This is a genomic window from Streptomyces caelestis, assembly GCF_001279005.1.
In the GTDB taxonomy this organism is placed as follows: domain Bacteria; phylum Actinomycetota; class Actinomycetes; order Streptomycetales; family Streptomycetaceae; genus Streptomyces; species Streptomyces heliomycini.
In genome coordinates, this window is the sequence record NZ_LGCN01000119.1 from 72,506 (window position 1) to 93,647 (window position 21,142).

21 protein-coding genes and 2 pseudogenes are annotated in these 21,142 nt (G+C 73.3%); 11 read left to right on the forward strand and 12 right to left on the reverse strand.

Annotated features, from left to right (window positions below; genetic code table 11):
- Nucleotides 1-76: 76 nt before the first annotated feature.
- Together ADK41_RS11160 and ADK41_RS11165 are read right to left on the reverse strand one after the other, a co-directional pair.
- Nucleotides 77-1,291 carry an FUSC family protein gene (locus tag ADK41_RS11160; protein WP_106979388.1) on the reverse strand — a complete coding sequence of 405 codons (1,215 nt, stop codon included), beginning with the start codon at nucleotides 1,289-1,291 and terminating at the stop codon, nucleotides 77-79.
- A 30-nt stretch (nucleotides 1,292-1,321) separates the two neighbouring features.
- Nucleotides 1,322-1,978: an HAD family hydrolase gene (locus ADK41_RS11165; protein WP_030821403.1), complete on the reverse strand. Its 657-nt coding sequence runs from the start codon at nucleotides 1,976-1,978 to the stop codon at nucleotides 1,322-1,324.
- Between the two features lie 315 nt (nucleotides 1,979-2,293).
- Between ADK41_RS11165 and ADK41_RS11170 the strand changes: the two genes are divergently transcribed.
- Together ADK41_RS11170 and ADK41_RS11175 are read left to right on the forward strand one after the other, a co-directional pair.
- Nucleotides 2,294-3,103, forward strand: a complete 810-nt coding sequence (locus tag ADK41_RS11170; protein ID WP_051843012.1) for an SDR family oxidoreductase — start codon at nucleotides 2,294-2,296, stop codon at nucleotides 3,101-3,103.
- Nucleotides 3,104-3,157: 54 nt separating this feature from the next.
- A complete protein-coding gene (locus ADK41_RS11175; RefSeq protein WP_030821399.1) occupies nucleotides 3,158-3,421 on the forward strand; it encodes a hypothetical protein in 264 nt (87 codons plus the stop codon).
- A 36-nt stretch (nucleotides 3,422-3,457) separates the two neighbouring features.
- On the opposite strand, the gene ADK41_RS11180 is transcribed toward ADK41_RS11175, so the two are convergent.
- The 3 genes from ADK41_RS11180 to ADK41_RS11190 all read right to left on the reverse strand — a co-directional run bounded on the left by ADK41_RS11180 (nucleotide 3,458) and on the right by ADK41_RS11190 (nucleotide 5,237).
- Complete coding sequence (locus tag ADK41_RS11180) at nucleotides 3,458-4,006, reverse strand: VanZ family protein (protein WP_030821396.1); 549 nt, start codon at nucleotides 4,004-4,006, stop codon at nucleotides 3,458-3,460.
- A gap of 59 nt (nucleotides 4,007-4,065) precedes the next feature.
- Nucleotides 4,066-4,728, reverse strand: coding sequence for a DUF4230 domain-containing protein (locus tag ADK41_RS11185; RefSeq protein WP_030821394.1), 663 nt, complete (start codon nucleotides 4,726-4,728; stop codon nucleotides 4,066-4,068).
- A gap of 128 nt (nucleotides 4,729-4,856) precedes the next feature.
- Complete coding sequence (locus ADK41_RS11190; RefSeq protein ID WP_030821393.1) at nucleotides 4,857-5,237, reverse strand: anti-sigma factor antagonist; 381 nt, start codon at nucleotides 5,235-5,237, stop codon at nucleotides 4,857-4,859.
- A 364-nt stretch (nucleotides 5,238-5,601) separates the two neighbouring features.
- Between ADK41_RS11190 and ADK41_RS11195 the strand changes: the two genes are divergently transcribed.
- The 5 genes from ADK41_RS11195 to ADK41_RS11215 are packed head-to-tail and all read left to right on the forward strand — an operon-like array spanning nucleotide 5,602 to nucleotide 9,823.
- Nucleotides 5,602-7,230, forward strand: coding sequence for an ATP-binding protein (locus tag ADK41_RS11195; protein ID WP_030821391.1), 1,629 nt, complete (start codon nucleotides 5,602-5,604; stop codon nucleotides 7,228-7,230).
- On the forward strand, nucleotides 7,227-7,637 hold the full coding sequence (locus tag ADK41_RS11200; RefSeq protein ID WP_030821389.1) for a roadblock/LC7 domain-containing protein: 411 nt from the start codon (nucleotides 7,227-7,229) through the stop codon (nucleotides 7,635-7,637). The genes ADK41_RS11195 and ADK41_RS11200 overlap by 4 nt, the downstream gene beginning before the upstream one ends.
- Nucleotides 7,634-8,005, forward strand: a complete 372-nt coding sequence (locus ADK41_RS11205) for a DUF742 domain-containing protein (RefSeq protein ID WP_030821387.1) — start codon at nucleotides 7,634-7,636, stop codon at nucleotides 8,003-8,005. Before ADK41_RS11200 ends, ADK41_RS11205 begins: the two co-directional genes overlap by 4 nt.
- Nucleotides 7,986-8,591, forward strand: coding sequence for a GTP-binding protein (locus ADK41_RS11210; protein ID WP_030821385.1), 606 nt, complete (start codon nucleotides 7,986-7,988; stop codon nucleotides 8,589-8,591). The genes ADK41_RS11205 and ADK41_RS11210 overlap by 20 nt, the downstream gene beginning before the upstream one ends.
- Entirely contained in the window at nucleotides 8,588-9,823 is a 1,236-nt protein-coding gene (locus tag ADK41_RS11215; protein ID WP_030821383.1) for a cytochrome P450, read from the forward strand. Before ADK41_RS11210 ends, ADK41_RS11215 begins: the two co-directional genes overlap by 4 nt.
- 226 nt (nucleotides 9,824-10,049) lie before the next feature.
- Here the strand turns inward: ADK41_RS11215 and ADK41_RS11220 are convergent, their stop codons facing one another.
- Complete coding sequence (locus ADK41_RS11220) at nucleotides 10,050-11,081, reverse strand: 7-epi-alpha-eudesmol synthase (protein ID WP_030821381.1); 1,032 nt, start codon at nucleotides 11,079-11,081, stop codon at nucleotides 10,050-10,052.
- 322 nt (nucleotides 11,082-11,403) lie between these two features.
- On the opposite strand from ADK41_RS11220, the gene ADK41_RS11225 reads away from it, so the two are divergent.
- Nucleotides 11,404-11,796 carry a VOC family protein gene (locus ADK41_RS11225; RefSeq protein WP_030821378.1) on the forward strand — a complete coding sequence of 131 codons (393 nt, stop codon included), beginning with the start codon at nucleotides 11,404-11,406 and terminating at the stop codon, nucleotides 11,794-11,796.
- A gap of 39 nt (nucleotides 11,797-11,835) precedes the next feature.
- Here the strand turns inward: ADK41_RS11225 and ADK41_RS11230 are convergent, their stop codons facing one another.
- Both ADK41_RS11230 and ADK41_RS11235 read right to left on the reverse strand, forming a co-directional pair.
- Entirely contained in the window at nucleotides 11,836-12,147 is a 312-nt protein-coding gene (locus ADK41_RS11230) for a DUF4235 domain-containing protein (protein WP_030821376.1), read from the reverse strand.
- A gap of 76 nt (nucleotides 12,148-12,223) precedes the next feature.
- Entirely contained in the window at nucleotides 12,224-13,249 is a 1,026-nt protein-coding gene (locus ADK41_RS11235) for a glutathione S-transferase family protein (protein ID WP_030821374.1), read from the reverse strand.
- 137 nt (nucleotides 13,250-13,386) lie between these two features.
- Between ADK41_RS11235 and ADK41_RS11240 the strand changes: the two genes are divergently transcribed.
- On the forward strand, nucleotides 13,387-14,316 hold the full coding sequence (locus tag ADK41_RS11240; protein ID WP_030821372.1) for a cation diffusion facilitator family transporter: 930 nt from the start codon (nucleotides 13,387-13,389) through the stop codon (nucleotides 14,314-14,316).
- Between the two features lie 79 nt (nucleotides 14,317-14,395).
- Here ADK41_RS11240 and ADK41_RS11245 read toward each other — a convergent pair whose 3' ends face one another.
- Both ADK41_RS11245 and ADK41_RS43045 read right to left on the reverse strand, forming a co-directional pair.
- A complete protein-coding gene (locus tag ADK41_RS11245) occupies nucleotides 14,396-14,839 on the reverse strand; it encodes a nitroreductase family deazaflavin-dependent oxidoreductase (RefSeq protein ID WP_030821370.1) in 444 nt (147 codons plus the stop codon).
- A 114-nt stretch (nucleotides 14,840-14,953) separates the two neighbouring features.
- Nucleotides 14,954-15,183 (reverse strand): annotated as a pseudogene (locus ADK41_RS43045) (lysine transporter LysE); the annotation flags it as partial.
- Nucleotides 15,184-15,185: 2 nt separating this feature from the next.
- Between ADK41_RS43045 and ADK41_RS43050 the strand changes: the two are divergent.
- Nucleotides 15,186-15,580 (forward strand): annotated as a pseudogene (locus tag ADK41_RS43050) (aldo/keto reductase); the annotation flags it as partial.
- A gap of 15 nt (nucleotides 15,581-15,595) precedes the next feature.
- Here ADK41_RS43050 and ADK41_RS11255 read toward each other — a convergent pair.
- Nucleotides 15,596-16,243 carry a DUF4232 domain-containing protein gene (locus ADK41_RS11255; RefSeq protein WP_030821368.1) on the reverse strand — a complete coding sequence of 216 codons (648 nt, stop codon included), beginning with the start codon at nucleotides 16,241-16,243 and terminating at the stop codon, nucleotides 15,596-15,598.
- A 13-nt stretch (nucleotides 16,244-16,256) separates the two neighbouring features.
- Nucleotides 16,257-18,635, reverse strand: a complete 2,379-nt coding sequence (locus tag ADK41_RS11260; protein ID WP_030821366.1) for a SpoIIE family protein phosphatase — start codon at nucleotides 18,633-18,635, stop codon at nucleotides 16,257-16,259.
- Nucleotides 18,636-18,869: 234 nt separating this feature from the next.
- Here ADK41_RS11260 and ADK41_RS11265 point away from each other — a divergent pair, with 234 nt between their 5' ends.
- Entirely contained in the window at nucleotides 18,870-21,113 is a 2,244-nt protein-coding gene (locus tag ADK41_RS11265; protein WP_030821364.1) for a glycoside hydrolase family 9 protein, read from the forward strand.
- Nucleotides 21,114-21,142: the final 29 nt, after the last annotated feature.

A 21,142-nucleotide genomic window follows, 5' to 3' on the forward strand; every position in this document is an offset into this window, starting at 1 on the left:
TCCGCACCCACGGTCGGTTCAACGGAGAACCGCCCCCGGGTGTTCCGCGTCCGGCCGCTCGGGGGCGTGACGTGTGTCACCGGACCCGGGCGCCGCCGTCGAGCTCGGCCCAGAGGTTCTCGGCCTGGAGCACCAGCGTGCCCAGGACGGCCGTCCGCGCGGCGCCCCGTCCGGCCTGTTCGCGCAGCCCGTCCTGGAGCTTCTCGTGCAGCTCCCGCATCACCGCCCCGGTCCGTTCGTCCAGAAAGGCGTCCGTGCGCGTGCCGCCCTCCAGCAGCCGGTCGGCCTCCGCGTGGCAGGCGTCGCCGATCAGCTCCAGCAGTTCCGCGTAGGAGCCCAGTACCACGGCGTCCGGCGCGGCGGGCGTACGGTCCTCGTCGGCGGCCACCGCGAGCGTGCGGGTCAGCGCCGTGACATGTCCGGTGACGCGGCTGAACCGCTCGTCCTCGTCCTCCGGCGGCAGCGCCTCCGTCGGCGCCCGGTGCAGGGAGCGCAGGACGCCCGAGGTCAGCCGCAGGCTCTCCCTGCTCCAGCCGCGGGCCGAGCGCAGCGCCTCCAGACGGTCCTGCAGCCGCGCCGCGGCGCCGAGCCGGCCCGCGGCGGTCTGCGCGTCCCATTCGTCCCCGCGCAGATCCCCGGCGACGGCGTGCAGCACGTCACCCGCCTCGCGGGCGAGCGCCGCCAGGTTCTCCCGTACGTCCCGCAGATGGACCGGCGGCAGGATCAGCGCGTTGACGGCGATGCCGATGACCGCGCCGAGCGCCGCCTGCCCCAGCCGGTGCCCGACGGCGATCGTGCTCACCGTTCCCGTGGCGATCGTGAAGACGGCCGTGGTGGCGGCGTAGATGCCCTGGTCGCCGAAGCGCGGCCAGTTCGACAGCAGCACCAGCACCGGCAGGGACAGCGCCAGGGCGCCCGTGGTGTCGTCGGTGACCGCCTGCGCCCCCGACGCCACGAGGGCTCCCACGCAGATCGCCGTGAACTGCCGCGCCCCCTGCACCAGCGAACTGAAGACGGTGGCCTGCACCAGGACCAGCGCCACCCAGGGCGCCATCAGCGCCATCGGGTCGTCGAGCCACACCTGCGCCAGCAGCCAGGCCAGCAGCGCCGCCCCGGCGGCCTTCAGCGACTGGACGAGCAGGTCACGCTCCCGCCCGGGCCCCCGCCACACGGCCCGCGCCGCCCGGCCGACGGACCGCGCGTCCCAGCGCACGGCCTCCCGCACCCGCGCCACCGGAGCCGACCGCCCCACGGCGTCACCCTGCCCGCTCTCTTCTCGCACACATGACATGCCCCGCGGGTATCCCGGCCCCGGGGGATCTCATGCCAGGGGACCGTCCGACAGCGACGCCAGGAGGTGCGCCGGGTCGTCGTAGACCGCTTCCGCGCCGGCCTCCTCCAGGTCGGCGCGCGGAATGCCGCCGCACAGCACGCCCACGCAGCGCACACCGGCACGGCTGCCGGCCCGCATGTCCCACACCGTGTCACCGACGAACACCGCCCGCTCCGCGGGCACCCCGGCCAGTTCCAGGGCGTGCTCGACGGGTTCCGGCGCGGGTTTGCCCTCCGTCACGTCGTCGGCGCTCGCCGTCGCGGCGATCGCCTCGTCCGCGTCGATCGCCCGGCGCAGCGCGCTCAGCTCGGCGCCGCCCGCCGAGGTGGCGAGCACCACCGTCCAGCCGTCCCGGTGCAGCCGCTTCAGCAGCCGGCCGGCGTCCGGCAGCGCGGGCAGCCGGTCGAAGTACTGCCCGTACAGCGCCTTGTGCGCCGCGCTCAGCTCCTCGTCGCGGCCGGTGTCCCGGTCCTCGCCCAGCAGGTGGGCGACCAGGTCCGGGGAGGCCAGCCCCACGGCCCGGTGGACGGCGTGCATCGGAACCCGGTGGCCCGCCTGTCGCAGGGCCTCCCACCAGGCGATCACATGCAGGTGGTTGGTGTCGACCAGAGTGCCGTCGACGTCGAACACGGCCGCCCGTTCCATACGCGGTCCCTTCTCGTCCTCTCGCGGGCGGTACGGGTACCACCTCGGCCGCCCGCCACTCCGGAGGACACCGTTCGCACCGCCCGGCCCGGCCGCGGACCGGGCGGCGGCCGTCCGGCCCGGCCGCCGCCCTCCAGGACGGCGCCGGTCCCCGCGCACGCCGCGAACCCCTCGTCCGGGCCGAACCGCGGTCGCCGGCCGGATCCGGGAGCGTGCGGGCCGCGGTACGGCCGCACGGCGGACGCGGGGATTGGCCCGCACGCGTGCGGGTACTGCGATGCCTCGCACCCGACCGTCGGCGACCAGGAGGCCCGCATGTCCGTCCCCACCACTCCGAGCGGCAGGGTCGCCGTGATCACCGGCGCGGACTCCGGGATCGGCCGGGCCACCGCCGTACGCCTGGCCGCCGCGGGCATGGACGTGGGCATCACCTGGCACAGCGACCGCGAGGGCGCCGAGCGGACGGCGCGGGAGTGCCGGGCGCACGGGCGGCGGGCCGAGGTGGCGCCGCTGGACCTCACCCGGCTGCCCGCCGCCGCGGACACCGTCGACGAGCTGTGCGAGCGCCTGGGCCGCGTCGACGTCCTGGTCAACAACGCCGGTACGGGCACGATGACGCCCTTCCTCGACCTGGAGCCGTCGACGGTGCGCGAGGTCCTCGACGTCGATCTGATCGGCCCGTTCCTGTGCGGGCAGAAGGCGGCGCGGCACATGATCCGGCAGGGCGACGGGGGCCGCATCGTCAACGTGACGTCCGTGCACGAGCACCAGCCCCGTGTGGGCGCCGCGCCGTACTGCGCCGCCAAGGGCGGTCTCGGGCTGCTCACCCAGGTGATGGCGCTGGAGCTCGCCGAGCACGGCATCACCGTCAACGCGGTCGCCCCCGGTGAGATCGCCACGCCCATGACCGGCCAGGAGGACACCGACCCGCACACCGAGAGCCGCCCGGGCATTCCCCTGGGACGTCCCGGCGACGCCCGGGAGGTCGCCGCGGTCATCGCCTTCCTCGCCGGGCCCGAGGCCTCGTACGTCACCGGCGCCTCCTGGAGCGTGGACGGCGGAATGCTCCGGATGGGACCGCAGGCCGGGTCGCACCTGACGGGCGACGACTGGCGGCGGCCCTGAGCGGCGGCGCGCCCGCACGCCGCGTTCGCACCGTTCGCGCTCTACCCTCGAGACATGACCGAAAGCGCGAGCCCGTACATGTCGCACCCGCGGATCGTGGTGCTCGGGGTACAGCCCGGGACTCCGCCGTTCCGGATCGTGGAGATCGACGGACAGGTGGTCGGCGAGGCGAAGACCGTCACCGACGTGCTGCACGCCGCCGCCTCGTTCGGGATCACCGTCCACGACCTGGACGACCCGGACGTGGTCCGCTGGGTGGGCGGCGACAAGTTCACCTGGACCCTGCGCGGGGCCCCGCGCGCGAGCGAGCGACCCTGACCACGAAAGCCCGCCCCCGGGGCCGGGCCCCGGGGGTCAGGCCTTCGGTCGGCGCGCGTGCACGGCCCGGCTCAGGCGGCGGCCCAGGAGCAGGTAACCGAGCAGCGCCCCGCCGGTGTTCAGGATGACGTCGTCGATGTCGAAGGCGCGTCCGGTCACCAGGGTGCCCTGCGCCAACTCCACCAGCAGCATCACGACGGCCGTCAGCACCAGCACCCGCAGGAATCCGCGCGTGCGCGGTGCGACGACCGGCGCGAGCACGCCGAAGGGCACGCCGAGCAGGATGTTCCCGCCGATCTGACGCACGGCGTCCCGCAGCGCGGGCTGGTCCAGATAGGCCCTCAGCGAGCGGCCCGGGTGCAGATTGGTGTGGGTCAGCGCCTCCGAGGCGGGGGAGGGGTACAGGGTGAGCCGGGCCAGGACCGCGGCGAAGGCGACCATGAACACGAAGGCGCACAGCATCGCCAGCAACCGCGGGAGCAACGGCAGCGGGCGCCGCTCCGGACCGCCCTCCGCGGTGCCGTGCGCGGACGGTCGCGGACGCCGTCGGAGCAGGGAGCGCGGATGCGGGACGGCGCGGGCCATGATGTCCTCCAGTCGTCAACTTCCTTGTGTGGTACGCCTGTTACCCCCGGCCGTGCGGGTCAGTCGCCGTAGCTGACCCGCACCTCCTCGAAGCCCAGGGAGCGCAGCAGTCCTTCGAGCATCTCCGTGGTGTTGGTCTCGGCCCGGGCGGTGAGGCCGCTCTCCTTCGCCGCGTCGCCGATGTGCCGTACGGCGAGCTTCTGCACGGCCTGTTCGCTGTTGGGGTTGTCCGAGAAGAGGTCGCCGAGCCGGTCGAGCAGCCCGCGCTGCTTGGACACGGCGTAGGAGCGCTCGGGGTCCAGGGCGGGCTTGCCCAGACGGGCGTGGGGCAGCCGCAGCGTGGCGGACGTGCGGTCCTCGTCGACCCGTACGTCGTCCTCGTCCAGCTTCCCGAGGTCGACGTAGGCGTCCACGGTGCCCGCGCCCACGTACAGCGTGCGGCTGCCGCGGACGGCGTCCGGCAGGAACTTCGCGTCCTTCTCCAGGTCCACCACCACCTGGAAGTTGCCCGAGGCGGCGTCGTAACGGCTGATGTCCTGGATGGACTCCAGCAGCACGGGCCCGGAGCGGTCCTCGGTCTCCGTGCCGAACAGGTCCTTCAGGCCCGGCAACAGGCTCAGCCGGATCCCGGCGAACAGCACGACGAGCAGCAGCACCACCGCGCCGAGCGCCTTCACCCATCCGGGTACGCGTGCGATCGGTCTCTTCACGGGAGTCGTCATGGTGACGGCCCTCCTTCCTCCTGACCGGATTCCCCTCAGTTCCCCGGGCAGACAGGGAAGCCGGGACGGACGACCGCACCGGAAGCACGGAGGGGCGCACGGCGGACGCCGGGCCGTGAAGCCGTCGGTCAGAGCGGGCCGGAGGCGCCCTCTGGATGTTCCAGTGCCGCGTCCAGGGTCGGCCACGGCGGCAGCAGACGGGACGTGCCGGTGATCCGCAGCATGCGCAGGGTCAGCGGGTGGGCGCACACGAGGCGGAGCCGGCCGGGGCCGTCCGCGATCCGCTGCCGGGCCCGGTACAGCAGGCGCAGCCCGGAGAGGTCGAAGAACTCGACGTGGGTCAGGTCGATCACGATCCGGGCGCCCGGTTCGGCGGTCGCCATGTCCAGATGCGGGACGATCTCCGCGGCCGCGGCGATGTCGATCTCGCCGCGGAGCTCCAGCACCGTGTGCCCCCGGTCGTGGCGGACGCGCAGATGCCGGGTCAGCGGTGCAGGTTCGTACCGCACGACGCCCTCGCCTCCAGCCTGCTTTGTGCAACGGGGGAGTGGATCGGCCCCAACACCGTTCCACACCATGGAACTTACCTTCGGTCGAGTGCATTTGAGCATGTTCGATTGACATATGTCTTCGCATTGCGACCGAGTTTTTTCGAACCGGTCGGCCGGCCCCGGAAGGCGCCGCCGGAGCGTGACGGAACCCTCACTTCGGGCAGCGGCGGAAGTTGATCCACAGGGGTGCCGACCCGATAAGCTCCTTACCGGCGCCACGAGTTGACCGACATCACGACAGGTCGCCTCGTGGTGCGCACGCGTGAGCGCGGTCCCCGTCGCACGCCCCTGCACACCCCCCATGTCGCTTCGAAGGATGCAGATGGAACTCGCCACTCCGCCACCGGCGGCGCGGGCCCCCGTCGCCTGGCACGGCTGGTGGCTGATGCCGCTCGGCCTCGGCGGCGGGACGGTCGCCGCCACGTCGATGGGCTCGGACCGGATCACCACGGCCGTCCTCGGCGCCGCCGCGACGGCCGCCTGCTCCGTGTGCGTACGGCTCATGCTCCGGTACCGGGTCCGCCTCCTGCGCGCGGAGGACGCCCACCGCACCTCGCAGGCCGAGCACACCCGGCGCTGGCAGCAGCACATGGCGGACCAGGAGCGGAGGTTCACCACCGAACGCGCCGAACGGGAGCAGGAGTTCGAAGAGCGGCTGGCCGAACGGACCAGGACCTACGAGGCACGGCTCGCCGAAGAGACCGAGGCCCGGCGGGAGCAGCTGGCCCACCAGCTGTCCGCGGTCGCCCGCCTCGCCGACGAACAGCTCCCGGAGGCGATCGGGCGGCTGCGCGCCGGCGACGCCATCGACGACCTGCTGCCGAGCGTCAACCAGTGCGCGAAGGTCGGCGCCAACCTCCAGACCGAACTCCGCAAGCTGCTGCGCACCGCGCTGATCGGCCTGGAGGAGGAGTTCGACCGTTCCACCTCCGCCGAACAGGCCGTCATCAGCATCGGCAACCGCATCCACGTGCTGACCAGCAAGCTGCGCGGCCGGCTGCACGAGATGCAGGGCGAACACGGCCGGCTGCCCGCCGTCGCCCGGGGGCTGATGGAACTCGACCAGGAGATCGGCCCCGCCGACTGCCTGGCCGCCAGCATCGGCGTCCTCGGCGGTTCCGACCGGCCCGGCAGACAGTGGCAGGAGCCGCAGCGGCTGCTGAGCGTGGTGCGCGGCGGCATCGGCCGGATCAAGGACTTCCACCGCGTCCAGCTGAGCCGGCTCCCCGAACTCGGCGTGGACGGCGGACTGGTGGACCACCTCACGCTGATCTTCGCCCATCTGCTCGACAACGCGGCCCGCTACTCGCCGCCCTCCGAACCCGTGGTCGTCTCCGGCCGCGAGGTCCCCAACGGCGTCGGCATCGAGATCCAGGACTCCGGCAAGGGCCTGAGCGAGGAGAAGAAGCGCGCGGCCGAACACGCCCTCGCGGGCACCGCGCCCGGGGCGGGCATCGGCGGCATCACCGAGGACGCCAACATCGGCCTGCGGGTCGTCGGGATCCTCGCCCGCCGCTACGGCATCCGCGTCACCTTCGCGGACTCCCCCTGGCTCGGCACCTCCGTGGTGGTCGTCGTACCGCACAAGTACTTCAGCCCGCTGCCCGCGGCCGCCGTGGTGGAGAACCCCGCCGTCGAGACCGGTCCGGCGTCGCCGGACGCCGTCGCCGGACCGGCCCCGGGCGAATCCGCCGGGCCCGCCGACACCACCCCCGGCGGACTGCCCCGCCGCCGCAGGCGGACCGACGCGGACGACCCGCGGCCCGCCGGACCCGTGACGGCCGGCGCCGTGGCCGCCGTACCGCCGGACGCCTCCTTCGCCGGCCTCGCCGCCTTCGCCACCGCCGGACGCGCCGGCGACCCGGCGCCCCGGACGCCCGGCGACCGTGAGACCCCCACCGGACGTGAGTCCACCGAGCACCGCACCGAAGAGAGCGACCAGACCACATGACGCAGCAGGGAACCGACGTGAGCTGGGCGCTCCGCGACCTCGTCGAGAGCATCCAGGAGATCCGCTTCGCCCTCGTGGCCTCCAGCGACGGCAAGGCCATCACCTCCTACGGGGCGGACGACCCCGACGACGTCGACCGCTTCGCGGCGGTGGTGGCCGGCCTCCAGGCCCTGGCCCAGCCGGTCGCCGAGCAGTTCCCCGCCTACGCGGGACAGCTGCGGCTGGCGATGATCGAGGTCGACGGCGGTCACCTCTTCGTGGTCCGCGCCGGCGTGGAGACCTACCTCGGCGTCCTCGCCCGGGAGGGACTGGACCAGGGCCTGCTCGGACACCAGATGAGGGACCTCGCCCGCAGAATGGGCGAACTCCTCGGGACCACTCCGCGCCTGGAGGAGCACTCTGGATGAGTGCTCCCCGCCGGCCGTCGGACCCGTCCGGTCTCGAGCGCTACTACGTCCTCACCCGGGGGCGCAGCGGACCGGGCGGTGCGGCGGCCGGACTCGACGTGGCGACCCTCGTCGTCTCCCGCCCGGGCCCCGTCCCGGGCCTGCAGCACGAGCACGAGGAGATCGTCCGGCGCTGCCGTGAGCCGCTCTCGGTCGCCGAACTCGGCGCCCACCTCGGGCTGCCGTTCAACATTCTCGCGGTGCTGCTGTCGGACCTGCTGGACGCGGGCCGGATCGAAGCCCGTGACCCCATCCCGGCACACGTCGCCGGTCGCGGGCCCGACCTCGCGCTCCTTGAGGAGGTACTCAGTGGACTTCAAAGGCTTTGACCGGCCCGGCCGGCAGGGCGGCGGGGACATCCGCTCGGTGAAGGTGATGATCGCCGGCGGCTTCGGCACCGGGAAGACCACCATGGTCCGCTCGGTCAGCGACATCAGGCCGCTCACCACCGAGGAGACGCTCACCCAGGCCAGCGCCGGCGTCGACGACCTCATCGGGGTCGCCGACAAGTCGCAGACCACCGTCAGCCTGGACTTCGGCAAGATCGGCCTCAACGACAGCCTGATGCTGTACCTGTTCGGCACGCCGGGCCAGGAGCGGTTCTGGTTCCTGTGGAACGGGCTGTTCAAGGGGGCGCTCGGCGCGGTCGTCCTGGTGGACACCCGGCGGCTGGCCTCCAGTTTCCGGGCGATCGAGGAGATGGAGCGGCAACAGGTGCCGTTCGTCATCGCCCTCAACGTCTTCCCCGACTCCAAGGACTTCCCGGCCGAGGAGATACGGGACGCCCTGGACATCCCCGCGCACATCCCGGTGGTGTCCTTCGACGCCCGTGACCGTGCCTCCAGCCGTGATGTGCTGGTCGCCCTGATCCGGCACCTGAAGGAACGCTCGGCCGTCGCCGTGGAGCCCCGATGAACGACCCCGAGACCCCCCGCGGCTGCCCCGTCGCCCACCACGGCGCCGAGCTCACCCGGCTGTACGGGCCGGAGGCGGCCACCGACCCGGCCGGCATCTACGAACGGCTGCGCAAGGAGCACGGCCCGGTGGCGCCCGTGCTCCTGGAGGGCGAGGTGCCGGCCTGGCTGGTGCTCGGCTACCGGGACGCCCGCCGGGTGCTGGACAACCCCCGCCAGTTCACCCGGGACGCCCGCATCTGGCGGGACCGGGCCGACGGCCGTGTCGACGACAACTCACCGCTGGTCCCGATGCTCGGCTGGCGTCCCGACTGCGTCTCCCAGGACGGCGAACCGCACCGCAGGCTCCGCGCGGCCGTCACCGACGCCCTCCAGGCCGCGGCCGGCCGCGGCATCCGCCGGCACGCCGCGCACTACGCCAACAAACAGATCGACGCGTTCGCGGACACCGGGCGCGCCGACCTGGTGCACGACTACGCCGAGTACCTGCCGATGCTGGTGCTCAGCCGCCTGCTGGGGCTGCCCGAGGCGGAGGGACGCGACCTGGTCGAGTCCTGCGCCCAGGTCCTCAAGGGCGGCGAGAGCGCCGTCGCCCACGACGCGCGCATCCAGGAGATCCTCGGCGAACTCGTCGCGCGCAAGCGCTCCGAGCCCGGCAGCGACCTCGCCACCGCCCTGCTGGAGCACCGCGCCGGGCTCGACGAGGACGAGGTCGTCAGCCACCTGCGCCTGGTGCTGATCGCCGCGCACACCACCACCAGCAATCTGCTGGCCCGGGTGCTGCAACTGGTCCTCACCGACACCTCGCGCCTCTCCGGGCTGATCAGCGGCCGGCTGAACGTCTCCGAGGTGGTGGAGGAGGTCATGTGGGACAGTCCGCCGCTGGCCGTCCTGCCGGGCCGCTTCGCCGCGAGCGACCTGGAACTCGGCGGTCACCGCGTCCAGGAGGGCGATCTGCTGGTGCTGGGGCTCGCCGCGGGCAACCGGGACCCCGAGATCCGTCCGGACGCCGGAGTGTCCGTCCAGGGAAACCAGGCCCACCTGGCCTTCAGTTCGGGTCCGCACGAGTGCCCCGGACAGAACATCGGCCAGTCCCTCATCGAGATCGCCGTCGACGTCCTGCTGCACCGGCTGCCCGGACTGCGGCTGGCGGTGGAACCGGAGGAGCTCAGCTCGACCGCCTCCACCTGGGAGTCCCGGCTGGACGCCCTGCCCGTCGAGTTCGGCGGATGACTCAGGGGGGCGTCGTTCGGATCCTGCCGGGGCGCGGGGTCCGGCACGCACGTCCGCGGCGTTGTCGTCGGTTGCCAGGGCTCCGCCCCGACGCCCTCCTCCGCCTTGCGGCCGCACGCACCGGACCCCGCTCGACTCAGCCGCACGGTGCCGTCTCCCGGAGTCGGTCCGATCCGGACGACGCCCCCCGGCCGCCCGGCCCCGGCGGCCGGGCGGGACGGCCGTCTCACACGGTCAGCAGATCGTCCACGGAGCCCCGCCCGGCCTGCTCCGCGGTGGCCACGGGGCCCTCCTTCACCGCCGCGTACCGGCCGGTGGTCAGCGCCCACTCGTAGTTGCCGTTGATCCAGTGCCGGATGGCCTCGACCCCTCGGCGCACCCGGTCGCGCTCGTCCGCGTCCAGCCCGAGCTCGTCGCACATCCGCGGCACCCGCTCCTCCAGTTCGAGGTACTCCGTCAGACGGGCGGTCGTCATGCCGTACGCCTCCGCGGCGGCCTCCTCCCAGGAGCAGCCCCGCTCCCGGTGCAGGACGGCGATGAGGTTGTGCCCGTCACCGCGGCGGCGCTCCCGCTCGAAGGAGTGGATGTCGTTCATGAACCCGATGGTGTCCGCGGCCAGGTCGCGCAGCCGCTCCATCAGCGGATGCGCCATCGCCTGCGCCGGGACCTCGAAGCCGCGGCTGCGCTCGCCCGCGTCGATGCTGTGGTGGATGCCGACGGTACGGCGCCGGAAGGCCGCGTACTCGTCCAGGCCGAGGGTCCCGGCCAGCCCCCGGGCGGCCAGGTCGACCTCCTCGCAGTGCGCCACCAGGAACCGCCCCCAGGAGGCCGCGAACCGGGTCTGCCAGGTCAGGGACATGCCGTCCGAGAGGCGGGCCCAGACCTGGGCCCAGGCCAGCGTGATGGGGCAGGCGACCCTGGGCGTGCTCCCCGCCGGCCGCAACGGGGTCACGATCAGCTCCCGCGCCACCTCGGCTATGCGCTCGGCACGGTCGGGCCGCCCGGCGTCGAACTGGTCGTCGAAGAGGAACGCGAGGGAGAACCAGTTCATCAGGACGACCAGGTCCTCCGCCGAGGCGTACGGATACGTACGGGCGGCGGCCTGGGGCAGGTCCCAGGACCGGTACTCCTCGAAACCGGCCCGGCTGCGGACCAGCCCCGTCTCCCGCACCCAGCGCAGATGACGCGCCCGCGCGTACTCCAGGTGGTCGCTGACGGGGGTGTCGAAGGGGAGGTCGAACCGGACGTCCTGAGACATGTGTTTCCTTTCGGGAGACGGAACGCGGAGTCCCCCGCCCTGCGAACGGGCGGCCGTGAGGGCAACCGCCCGCGCACTCGAACTAGGTTTCAAGCCAGGGAAGTTGGATCGAGAAGCGCTACGAGGATGCCCCAAGATCGAAAAATCTACACCGTGACGACCGGTGATCTCCGTTACCCTGCCGGAACGTTGGCGTGCGTACGCTCACACATTCCCTGAAGTCACTTGCCGAGGGCCCCGGTTGAATCCGGCGAGCGGGGATAGGCGTCACGTACAGGGCGGGGCAGGAGCGCCCCGTGCCCCGGACTCCCGCGGAGGAGACATGACCCTGGTGACGGCCGGCATGGTGGTGCTCGACTGTGCCGAACCCGAGAAACTCGCCGAGTTCTACAAGGAGCTGCTGGGCGCGGAGGACGTCGACGCCCACGTCAACCGGGTGGAGATCCGGGCCCGCGACGGTTTCCGCCTGGCACTGCGCCGGGACGTGAACGCGACCGCCCCGAGCTGGCCCCGCCCGGAGAACTCCCTCCAGGCGCACCTGGAGTTCGTGGTGGACGACCTGGACGCGGTGGAACGCCTGATCGTGGGTCTCGGCGGGCGTCCGGTGGAGACGGGCGACGCCTCGGGACCCACCGGGGAACGCGGCTACGCCGACCCGGCGGGCCACTCCTTCACCGTCCGGCGGGGCACGTCGACGGCGCCCAAACAGGGCTGACCCGCCGTCGGGGGACGGCGGGCCGGCCCTACGGACGCGTCAGTCGCGGCCGCCCTTGTCCGGGACCGGCCAGGTGCCCGTGGAACGTTCGATGGCCTTGGCGCCGGCCCGGTCCACGGCACTGCGCACCACCGCGAAGATGGCGCCCTGGATCGCCGCGGCCAGCAGGATCTCTCCCCAGCGGCGGTCGCGGTCCAGCGCGTCCGGCGCGTCGTCCTCGTGCCGGATCACCTTCCAGGTCTTCTGGAACGCCATCCCCGCCACGGTGCCGCTGGTCCAGCCCAGCACGAAGCCGATCGGCTTGTACGCCATGGGCAGCTTCTTCTTCGCCTTCTTGCTCTTCTTCGCCACGTGGGTCTCCTTGGGTCGGCTGCGTCGTCTCGTCGGTGGATGGATCGTCGGTGAACGGGGCGCCGGGCCCGGCCGGTCAGGGGCGACCCGGCGCCGGCACCTCCTCGCCGGCCCGCACCGGACCGGGCGGAGTGCCGTCCCCGAACGGCCGGCCGCCCAGCTCCGCCCGGTGGTGGGGCGCCGTCCAGCCGGACAGGTCGGGACCGAGGGGCACGATGCCGGACGGGTTGATGCCGGTGTGCACCTGGTAGTAGTGCCGCTTGATGTGGTCGAAGTCCACGGTGTCGCCGAATCCGGGCGTCTGGTACAGGTCGCGGGCGTACGCCCACAGCACCCGGTTCTCCGTCAGCTTCCACCGGTTGCACTTGAAGTGGCCGTGGTACACCGCGTCGAACCGCACCAGCGTGGTGAACAGCCTGATGTCCGCCTCGGTGATGGTGTCGCCCACCAGGTACCGCTGCCGCTCCAGCCGCCCCGCCAGCAGCTCCAGCCGCCGGAACAGGGCGGTGCACGCGGCCTCGTACTCCTCCTGGTCCGTGGCGAAGCCCGCCCGGTACACGCCGTTGTTGACGTCCTGGAAGACGTCCTCCGCCAGCGCGTCGATCTCGTCACGCCGTGCCCGCGGGTACAGGTCGGGCGCCCCCTCGCGGTGCAGGGCCGCCCACTCGGTGGCGAGGTCCAGGGTGATCTGCTGGTAGTCGTTGGTGACGAGTGCGCCACTCTCCACGTCCACGACCGCCGGCACGCTCACCCCGCCCGGGTAGTCCGTCTCCCGCCGGTCGTACGCCTCGCTCAGGTACCGGATGCCCAGAACCGGGTCGCGGCCGTCCGGGTCCAGGGTGAAGCGCCAGCTCCGGTCGTCCTGCAACGGGTCCGTGACGGCCAGGGACAGGGCGTCCTCGAGACCGAGCAGCCGCCGGGACACCAGCGCCCGGCTCGCCCACGGACAGGCCCGGCTCACGACGAGCCGGTAGCGCCCGGCCTCCACAGGCCAGCCGTCCCGGCCGTCCGCGGTGATCCGGTCCGCGAAGTGGGCCCTCGACCTCTTGAACTTCTTCCTGCCGTACGACCTGTTGCCGCCGCCCCCGTCGTCGCGGCCCATGGTGCCCTCCTCGTCGCCGTTCGGATGTCCCTGTGACCGCGTTCCCCGTTTTCCGCCGACGGCACGGTATGGCGTGGGCCGACCGGGGCAATCGGCCGAGGGTGAGTACTCGATCGGATCGCAGAACCCGGATCACGGTGCTGGTGGCGCTCGCCGCCAATCTGGTGATCGCCGTCGCCAAGGCCGTCGGCGGACTGGCCGCCTCCTCCCCCGCGTTGCTGTCGGAGGCGGCGCACTCGGTCGCCGACAGCCTGAACGAGGTGTTCCTGCTGGCCGCGCTGCGGCGCAGCCGGCGCCCGGCCGACCGCCGTCACCCGTTCGGCTACGGCAAGGAGCGGTTCTTCTGGTCGCTGCTCGCGGCCGTCGGGATCTTCGTGATGGGCGGCTGCTTCTCGTTCTACCAGGGCGTGGAGGCGCTCAGGAGCGGGAGCGAGGAGGACCTGGACGGCTATGTCGCCGGACTGGTCGTGCTCGGCGTCGCCCTGCTCGCCGAGGGCGGCTCCCTGCTGCGCGCCCTGTACCAGGTGCGCGGGCAGGGCGGCCTGGGCAGCGGACTGCGTGATCCGGCGCTGCGCACGGTGGTCGCCGAGGACGGCACCGCGGTGGTGGGCGTCACCCTGGCCATCGTCGGCATGGTGCTGCACATGATCACCGGGCAGGCGGTGTGGGAGGCGTCCGCCTCGCTCGCCATCGGCGCGCTGCTGGTCTACGTCGCCTTCCGGCTCGGACGCGACGCCCGCGACCAGCTGATCGGCGAGGCCGCCGACCCGCGGGCGAGCGACCGGATCCGGGAACTGCTGTGCGAGCAGCCCGAGATCGACAGCGTGGAGGCGCTCTTCACCATGAAGACGGGCCTGGACACCGCCCTGGTGGCCGCCCGCGTCGACCTGGTGCCCGGCATGGACAGCGAGCGGGTGGAGAAGGTCGCCGTACGCATCAAGCGGTCCATCGCCCGTGAGGTGCCCGAGGCGGACCAGATCTTCCTCGACGTCACCGAACGGGGCGACCCGGAGGCACGGGAGGCGTGGGAAAGCCCCGCCGCGACGGGGGAACGCGGCGGGGCCTGACGCACGGATGCCCGGCGGCCGGTGCTTCATGCGCACCGGGGCGGGGATTTCTCCCCTCCGCCCGCCGGACCCGCGTCCGTCAGCCCTGTTCCCGCCGCTCCAGCACGAAGACCGGGATCTCACGGTCCGTCTTCTCCTGGTAGTCGGCGTACGGCGGAAAGGCCGCGACGGCGCGCTTCCACCACTCGGCCTTCTCCTCCCCGGTGACCTCACGGGCCGTCATGTCGAACTTGGCCGGCCCGTCCTGGAGCTCGACGTGCGGGTCGGCCTTGACGTTGTGGTACCAGACCGGGTGCCGGGGGGCGCCGCCCAGCGAGGCGACCGCCGCGTACCGCCCCTCGTGCTCGACCCGCATCAACGGGGTCTTGCGCAGCTTGCCGCTCTTCGCGCCCCGGCTGGTCAGCACGATGACGGGCCTGCCCTGCAGGGTCGTCCCCTCCGTGCCGCCGGAACTCTCGTACAGCTCCACCTGTTCGCGCACCCACTGCGTCGGACTGGGGTCGTACTCGCCTTGCAGAGGCATGGCATCCATCCCGTCGTTCTCGCGTCCTGCGGTCGAGTCGATCACTCCTGCAACACCATCGCACGCCGAATTCATCCGAACCGGGCCCGCGGGCCGTCATCGCTCCGGACGCCGCCGGCCCCGGTGACCGGTCGGCGCCCGGCCCAGCAGGGCGCCGCCGGCGAGCAGCACCTGCCGGCTCGCGGACGCGGCGAAGGCCGCCGTCACGAACACGGTCCGCCCCGGAGCCCGGCCGCCTCCCCGCCGCGGGAGCCGAGCACGAGCGCCGCGAAGCGGATCACGGGGGCGGGGTTCGGCAGGGGGATTCCGGGCAGCGACGGATACGCGCGGGCGGCGCGCGGGGGAGCGGATCGAGGAGCGGGAGACGCTGCCGCTCCGCGCCGACCGGGGCGTGGGCGTCCTGCTCCGGAGCCCGCTCGCCCGGGGCCGGCCCACCCGGGACCGGGACGCCACCACCGGGCGCAGCGCCACCGACGCGTTCGGCGGCGCCCTGTACCAGGAGGGGGACCGTGCCGTCGTCGAGTCGGTCGCCCGCATCGCCGAACGGCGCGGCGCGCCGCGCCGCGCGTCCGGGGCGCCCTCGCCCGGCCGCTCCACCAGGACACGGTCGCCGCACCGATCACCGGCGCGTCCAGGGCCCACCACGTCGAGGACGCCGTGGCCGCCGTCGGACCCGGGCCGACCGACAAGGAGGCGGAGGAACTCCGGCAGCCGTGCGTCCCGCACCCGGTCGCCGCTCACCGAGGGCTTCGGCGTTCAGGGGCCGGTGCCCGGCTCCAGCACGGTGAGGAACACCGAGGACGCGTTGCCGGACATCGGGACCGCACCGTCCGTCCAGGGCACCTTCAGGGGGTCCCGTTCGTCCGGTGGGGTGACGAGGAGCGCCGCCGGGGTGGCCGCGCGTGCGCCGCTGACTCCGGGGCTCGCGTAACTCAGCCCCGCCCAGGCACTGGCGCCGGGCGTCAGGGTGACGGTCGCCGGGGCACCGGGGGTGCGCTTCGGGTCCCGGCCCAGCTGCCCGCCGGCCGCGTCCACGAAGGCGGCGCCCGGATGGCCGTACAGGGTGCAGGTGCGGGAGGAGACGTTCGTCAGCACGACGGGGAGGTTGCGCTGCCCCGCACCCGGGTCCATCCGGCCGACGGCGGCGCTCAGTTCGGCGGTGCGGCACCGGGACGCCGAGCGGTCCGCGGACCCGGCGGCCGTCGGGGACAGGTCGTTCGTGGAACCGGCGGCGTCGCTCGGCACGGCGCCGTGCGGGGAGTCCCCGGTGGTCCGTGCGGCGGACGCGGAGGGCTGCGGGGAAGGGCCCGCGGTCCCGCCCCCGGTGCCGCAGGAGGCCAGCGCGCCCAGCAGGACCAGCGCACCCGCCACCACCGCCGTCGTGTGCCGTGACCCGTTCGCCATGGTTCACCTCGTGTCACATCTCGTCCGCCAGTGCCAGTTCCGACCAGATGGTCTTGCCGTCGGCCGTGTGTCTGCTGCCCCAGCGCTGGGTGAGCTGGGCGACCAGCAGCAGACCCCGGCCCCCCTCGTCCCAGGTCTTGGCCCGCCGCAGGTGCGGCGCCGTGTGGCTGGTGTCGGACACCTCGCAGATCAGCGTCGAGGCGTCGTGGATCAGCCGCAGCCGGATGGGCGGGGCGCCGTACCGGATGGCGTTGGTGACCAGCTCGCTCACCACCAGCTCCGCGGTGAACGACGCCTCGGTCAGCGCCCAGGTGGCCAGTTGCTCGAGGACCTGCTTGCGGACGGGGGCGACCAGCGCCGGATCGGCGGGGATGTCCCAGGTGGCGACCTGCGCGGACGGCAGACCGCGGGTACGGGCCAGCAGCAGGGCCACGTCGTCCGTCGCGCCGTCCGGTGCGAGCATGGTGTGCAGGACCCGGTCGCAGGTCTCGTCGAGCGGGCCGGCGGCGTGGGACAACGCCTCACGGAGCAGGACGTGACCGGCCTCGGTGTCCCGTCCGCGGGACTCGACCAGCCCGTCGGTGTAGAACGCCAGCACCGCGTCGTCGGGCAGCTCCAGCTCGACCGACTCGAAGGGCAGCCCACCCAGGCCCAGCGGGGGTCCGGAGGGCAGTTCGAGGTGCCGGGCCGGGCCGCCCGGCGGGATCAGGACCGGTGAGGGGTGCCCCGCCCGGGACAGGGTGCAGCGCCGTGACACCGGGTCGTACACCGCGTACAGACAGGTCGCGCCGACCTCGCCCGCCCCGGGGTCGCCGTCCGACTCGTGCGAGAGGTGGAGCACCAGGTCGTCGAGGTGGGTGAGCAGTTCGTCCGGCGCCAGGTCGATGTCGGCGAGAGTGCGCACCGCGGTGCGCAGCCGGCCCATGGTCGCGGACGCCTGGATGCCGTGCCCGACGACGTCCCCGACCACCATGGCCACCCGCATCCCGGACAGCGGGATCACGTCGAACCAGTCGCCGCCCACCCCGGAGCGCGCGGCCGGCAGGTAGCGGGTGGCCGCCTCCACGGCGGCCGTGCGCGGCAGGGTGCGGGGGAGCAGGCTGCGCTGGAGCGCGAGGGTGGTCTCGCGTTCCCGGGAGTAGCGGCGGGCGTTGTCGATGCAGACGGCGGCGCGCGCGGTGACCTCCTCGGCCAGCAGCACGTCGTCGTGGGTGAACGCCTCGGGACGGGCGAAGCGGGTGAAGGCGGCCACTCCGAGGGTCGTACCGCGCGCCTGGAGCGGGACGGACAGCATGGAGTGGACGCCGAACTCCCGGACCTGCCGGGCGCGTGCCTCGTCCACCGTGAGCCACGGGTCGAGATCGCCGGACGGCACCGAGGCCGCGATGCTGTGACCCGCGATCAGCGAGTCCGCCTGCGGCGCGGCCTCCGGGTAGACGACCACCTCGCCCACGCGGGCGACCGCCTCGGGGCTGCCCGGTGTGAGGGACTGGTGGGCGACCCGGCGCAGCGAGACCGGCGTGGTCAGCGGACCGGTGGGCTCGCCCCCGGGCTCCTCGGGCTCCAGCAGGTCGACGCTGACGAAGTCGGCGAGGGCGGGCACGCACACCTCGGCCAGCTCCTGCGCCGTCCGGGCGACGTCCAGGGTGGTGCCGATGCGGATGCTGGCCTCGTTGACCAGCTGCAGCCGCTCCCGCGCCAGGTACTGCTCGGAGAAGTCGTGGGCGGTCACGCACACGCCCCGCACCCGGCCGGACCGGTCGGTGAGCGGGGCGAGCCGGGCCAGCCAGGCGTGCGGGCGGCTCTCGCTGGTGGCCTTCATGTACGTCTGCATGTCCTGCGGCCGTCCGGCGCGCAGCACCTGACGCAGCTGCCGCTCCAGTTCGGCGTGCTGCGGCCGGCCGCCGACGTCGGTGGGCCTGAGTCCCCGCAGATGGGGGGCCGGCAGCCCGAGGAGGTGGGCCATGGCGTCGTTGACCCCGCGCAGACGCAGCCCTTCGTCGAAGACCATCGTGGCGCAGGGCGACTGGAACACGGCCGTCCTGACCAGCGGGTCGTCGGGCAGTTCCTGGTCCGTGGCCTCCAGCGGGGTGACGGCGAGCCATTCCCCCGGACCGTCGTCCGCCGGCCGTCTGCGGTGGGCGAGCACCCACACCGTGACGGTTTTGCCGTCGCGGTGCCGCAGGGCGAGGGTGCCGCTCCAGCGGGCGGCCGGGAGCCGGGACGGGGCCGGACCCTCGGCCAGCAGTACGGCGGCCGGGCGTCCGACGACCTCCTCGGCCGTGTGTCCCAGCAGCAGGCGGGCGCCCTCGCTCCACCGTGCGAGCGTGCCGTCGGCGGCGATGACGGCCCGGGCCGTCACGGCATCGTCGAACGGGTCGTCCGGCCTCATCGTCGCCACTCCATCGCGCACACTCACCGTGAACCGGTGCATCGCCTGGGTTCCAGCCTAGTGGGTCGGGGCCCGACGCGGACCGCGAACCTCCGCTCCAGGTGGCCGTCACCAGTCCTGTCCCAACCGTTGACGGAGTGTCACCCCTGCCACAACCATGGTCCGCGTACGGAAATGGGAGCGCTCCCAAACGCGCTTCCCGTGCCCCCGCACCTCCCCACGAGGAGCCCAGACGTGAACAGACGCAGAACCGCCCTGCTGTCCCTGACCGGACTGCTGGCGACCGCGCTCACCGCGCTGCCCGCCGCCCCGGCCGGGGCCGACGAGGTGGAGCAGGTCCGCAACGGCGCCTTCGACAACGGCACCGACTCCTGGTGGGCCTCCGCCGGCGTCGCCGCGGGCCCGTCCGAGGGCCGCCTGTGCGCCGACGTCCCCGGCGGCACCGCCAACCGCTGGGACGCGGCCGTCGGCCAGAACGACATCACCCTGGTGAAGGGGGAGTCGTACCGCTTCTCCTTCAGCGCCACCGGCTCGCCCGCCGGCCATGTCGTGCGGGCGATCGTCGGCCTCCAGGTGGCGCCGTACGACACCTACTACGAGGTGTCCCCGCAGCTCAGCGTCTCGGGGGACACCTACTCGTACACCTTCACCTCACCCGTCGACACCGCGCAGGGCCAGGTCGGCTTCCAGGTCGGCGGGAGCGCGGACCCCTGGCGGTTCTGCGTGGACGACGTGTCCCTGCGGGGCGGGGTCGCCCCCGAGCCGTACGAGCCCGACACCGGCCCCCGCGTCCGGGTCAACCAGGTCGCCTACCTGCCCGCGGGACCCAAGAACGCCACCCTGGTCACCGACGCCGGCGAGCGGCTGTCCTGGCAGCTGAAGGACGACGACGGCCGTGTGGTCCGGCGGGGCTGGACCGTGCCGCGAGGCACCGACGCCTCCTCCGGGCAGAACGTCCACTCCCTCGACTTCGGCTCCTACCGGAAGCGCGGCACCGGCTACACCCTGACCGTGGACGGTGAGACCAGCCGGCCCTTCGACATCGACGCGCGCGCGTACGAGCGGCTGCGACTGGACTCGGCGAAGTACTACTACACCCAGCGCAGCGGCATCGAGATCCGCGACGACCTGCGCCCCGGCTACGGCCGTCCGGCCGGGCACGTGGGCACGGCCCCCAACCGGGGCGACGGCGAGGTGCCCTGCCGGCCGGGGGAGTGCGACTACACCCTCGACGTCACCGGCGGCTGGTACGACGCCGGCGACCACGGCAAGTACGTCGTCAACGGCGGCATCAGCACCTGGGAGGTGCTCAGCACCTACGAACGCGCCCAGCACGCCCGCACCGGCGAGGCGGACAGGCTCGGCGACGGCACGCTCGACATCCCGGAGAGCGGCAACAAGGTCCCGGACATCCTCGACGAGGCCCGCTGGGAACTGGAGTTCCTGCTGAAGATGCAGGTCCCCGACGGTGAGCCGCTGGCCGGCATGGCCCACCACAAGATCCACGACGAGCAGTGGACCGGACTGCCGCTGCTGCCGAGCGACGACCCGCAGAAGCGGGAACTGCACCCGCCGACCACCGCCGCCACCCTGAACCTCGCGGCCACGGCCGCCCAGGCGGCACGGCTCTACCGCCCCTACGACAAGGAGTTCGCGGCCACCGCCCTCGCGGCGGCCCGCAAGGCCTGGACGGCGGCCCTCGCCCACCCGGACCTCCTCGCCGACCCGGACGACGGCGTCGGCGGCGGCGCCTACCCCGACGACACCGTGGCCGACGAGTTCTACTGGGCGGCCGCCGAGCTGTACCTCACCACGGGGGAGCGGAAGTTCCAGGAGTACGTCCTGAACTCCCCGGTGCACACCGCCGACATCTTCGGCCCGACCGGCTTCGACTGGTCCCGCACCGCCGCGGCCGGCCGGCTCGACCTCGCGACCGTGCCGAACCGGCTGCCCGGCAAGGACAAGGTCCGCCGCTCCGTGACCAAGGGCGCCGACCGCTATCTGGCCACGCTGAAGGCCCACCCGTACGGCATGCCGTACGCGCCGGCCGACAACGTCTACGACTGGGGCTCCAGCCACCAGGTGCTCAACAACGCGGTCGTCCTCGCCACCGCCTACGACCTCACCGGCGCCTCGAAGTACCGGGACGGCGCGCTGCAGAGCATGGACTACATCCTGGGCCGCAACGCCCTCAACATGTCGTACGTCACCGGTTACGGCGAGGTCAACGCGCACAACCAGCACAGCCGCTGGTACGCCCGGCAGCTCGACCCGAACCTGCCGAACCCGCCCGCCGGCACGCTCTCCGGCGGACCCAACTCCAGCATCCAGGACCCCTTCGCCCAGTCGAAGCTCCAGGGCTGCGTCGGTCAGTTCTGCTTCATCGACGACATCCAGTCCTGGTCCACCAACGAACACACCATCAACTGGAACGCGGCCCTGACCCGCATGGCCTCCTTCGTGGCCGATCAGGGCTGACACCCGCTCCCGGCAGGGCGGCGGCCACC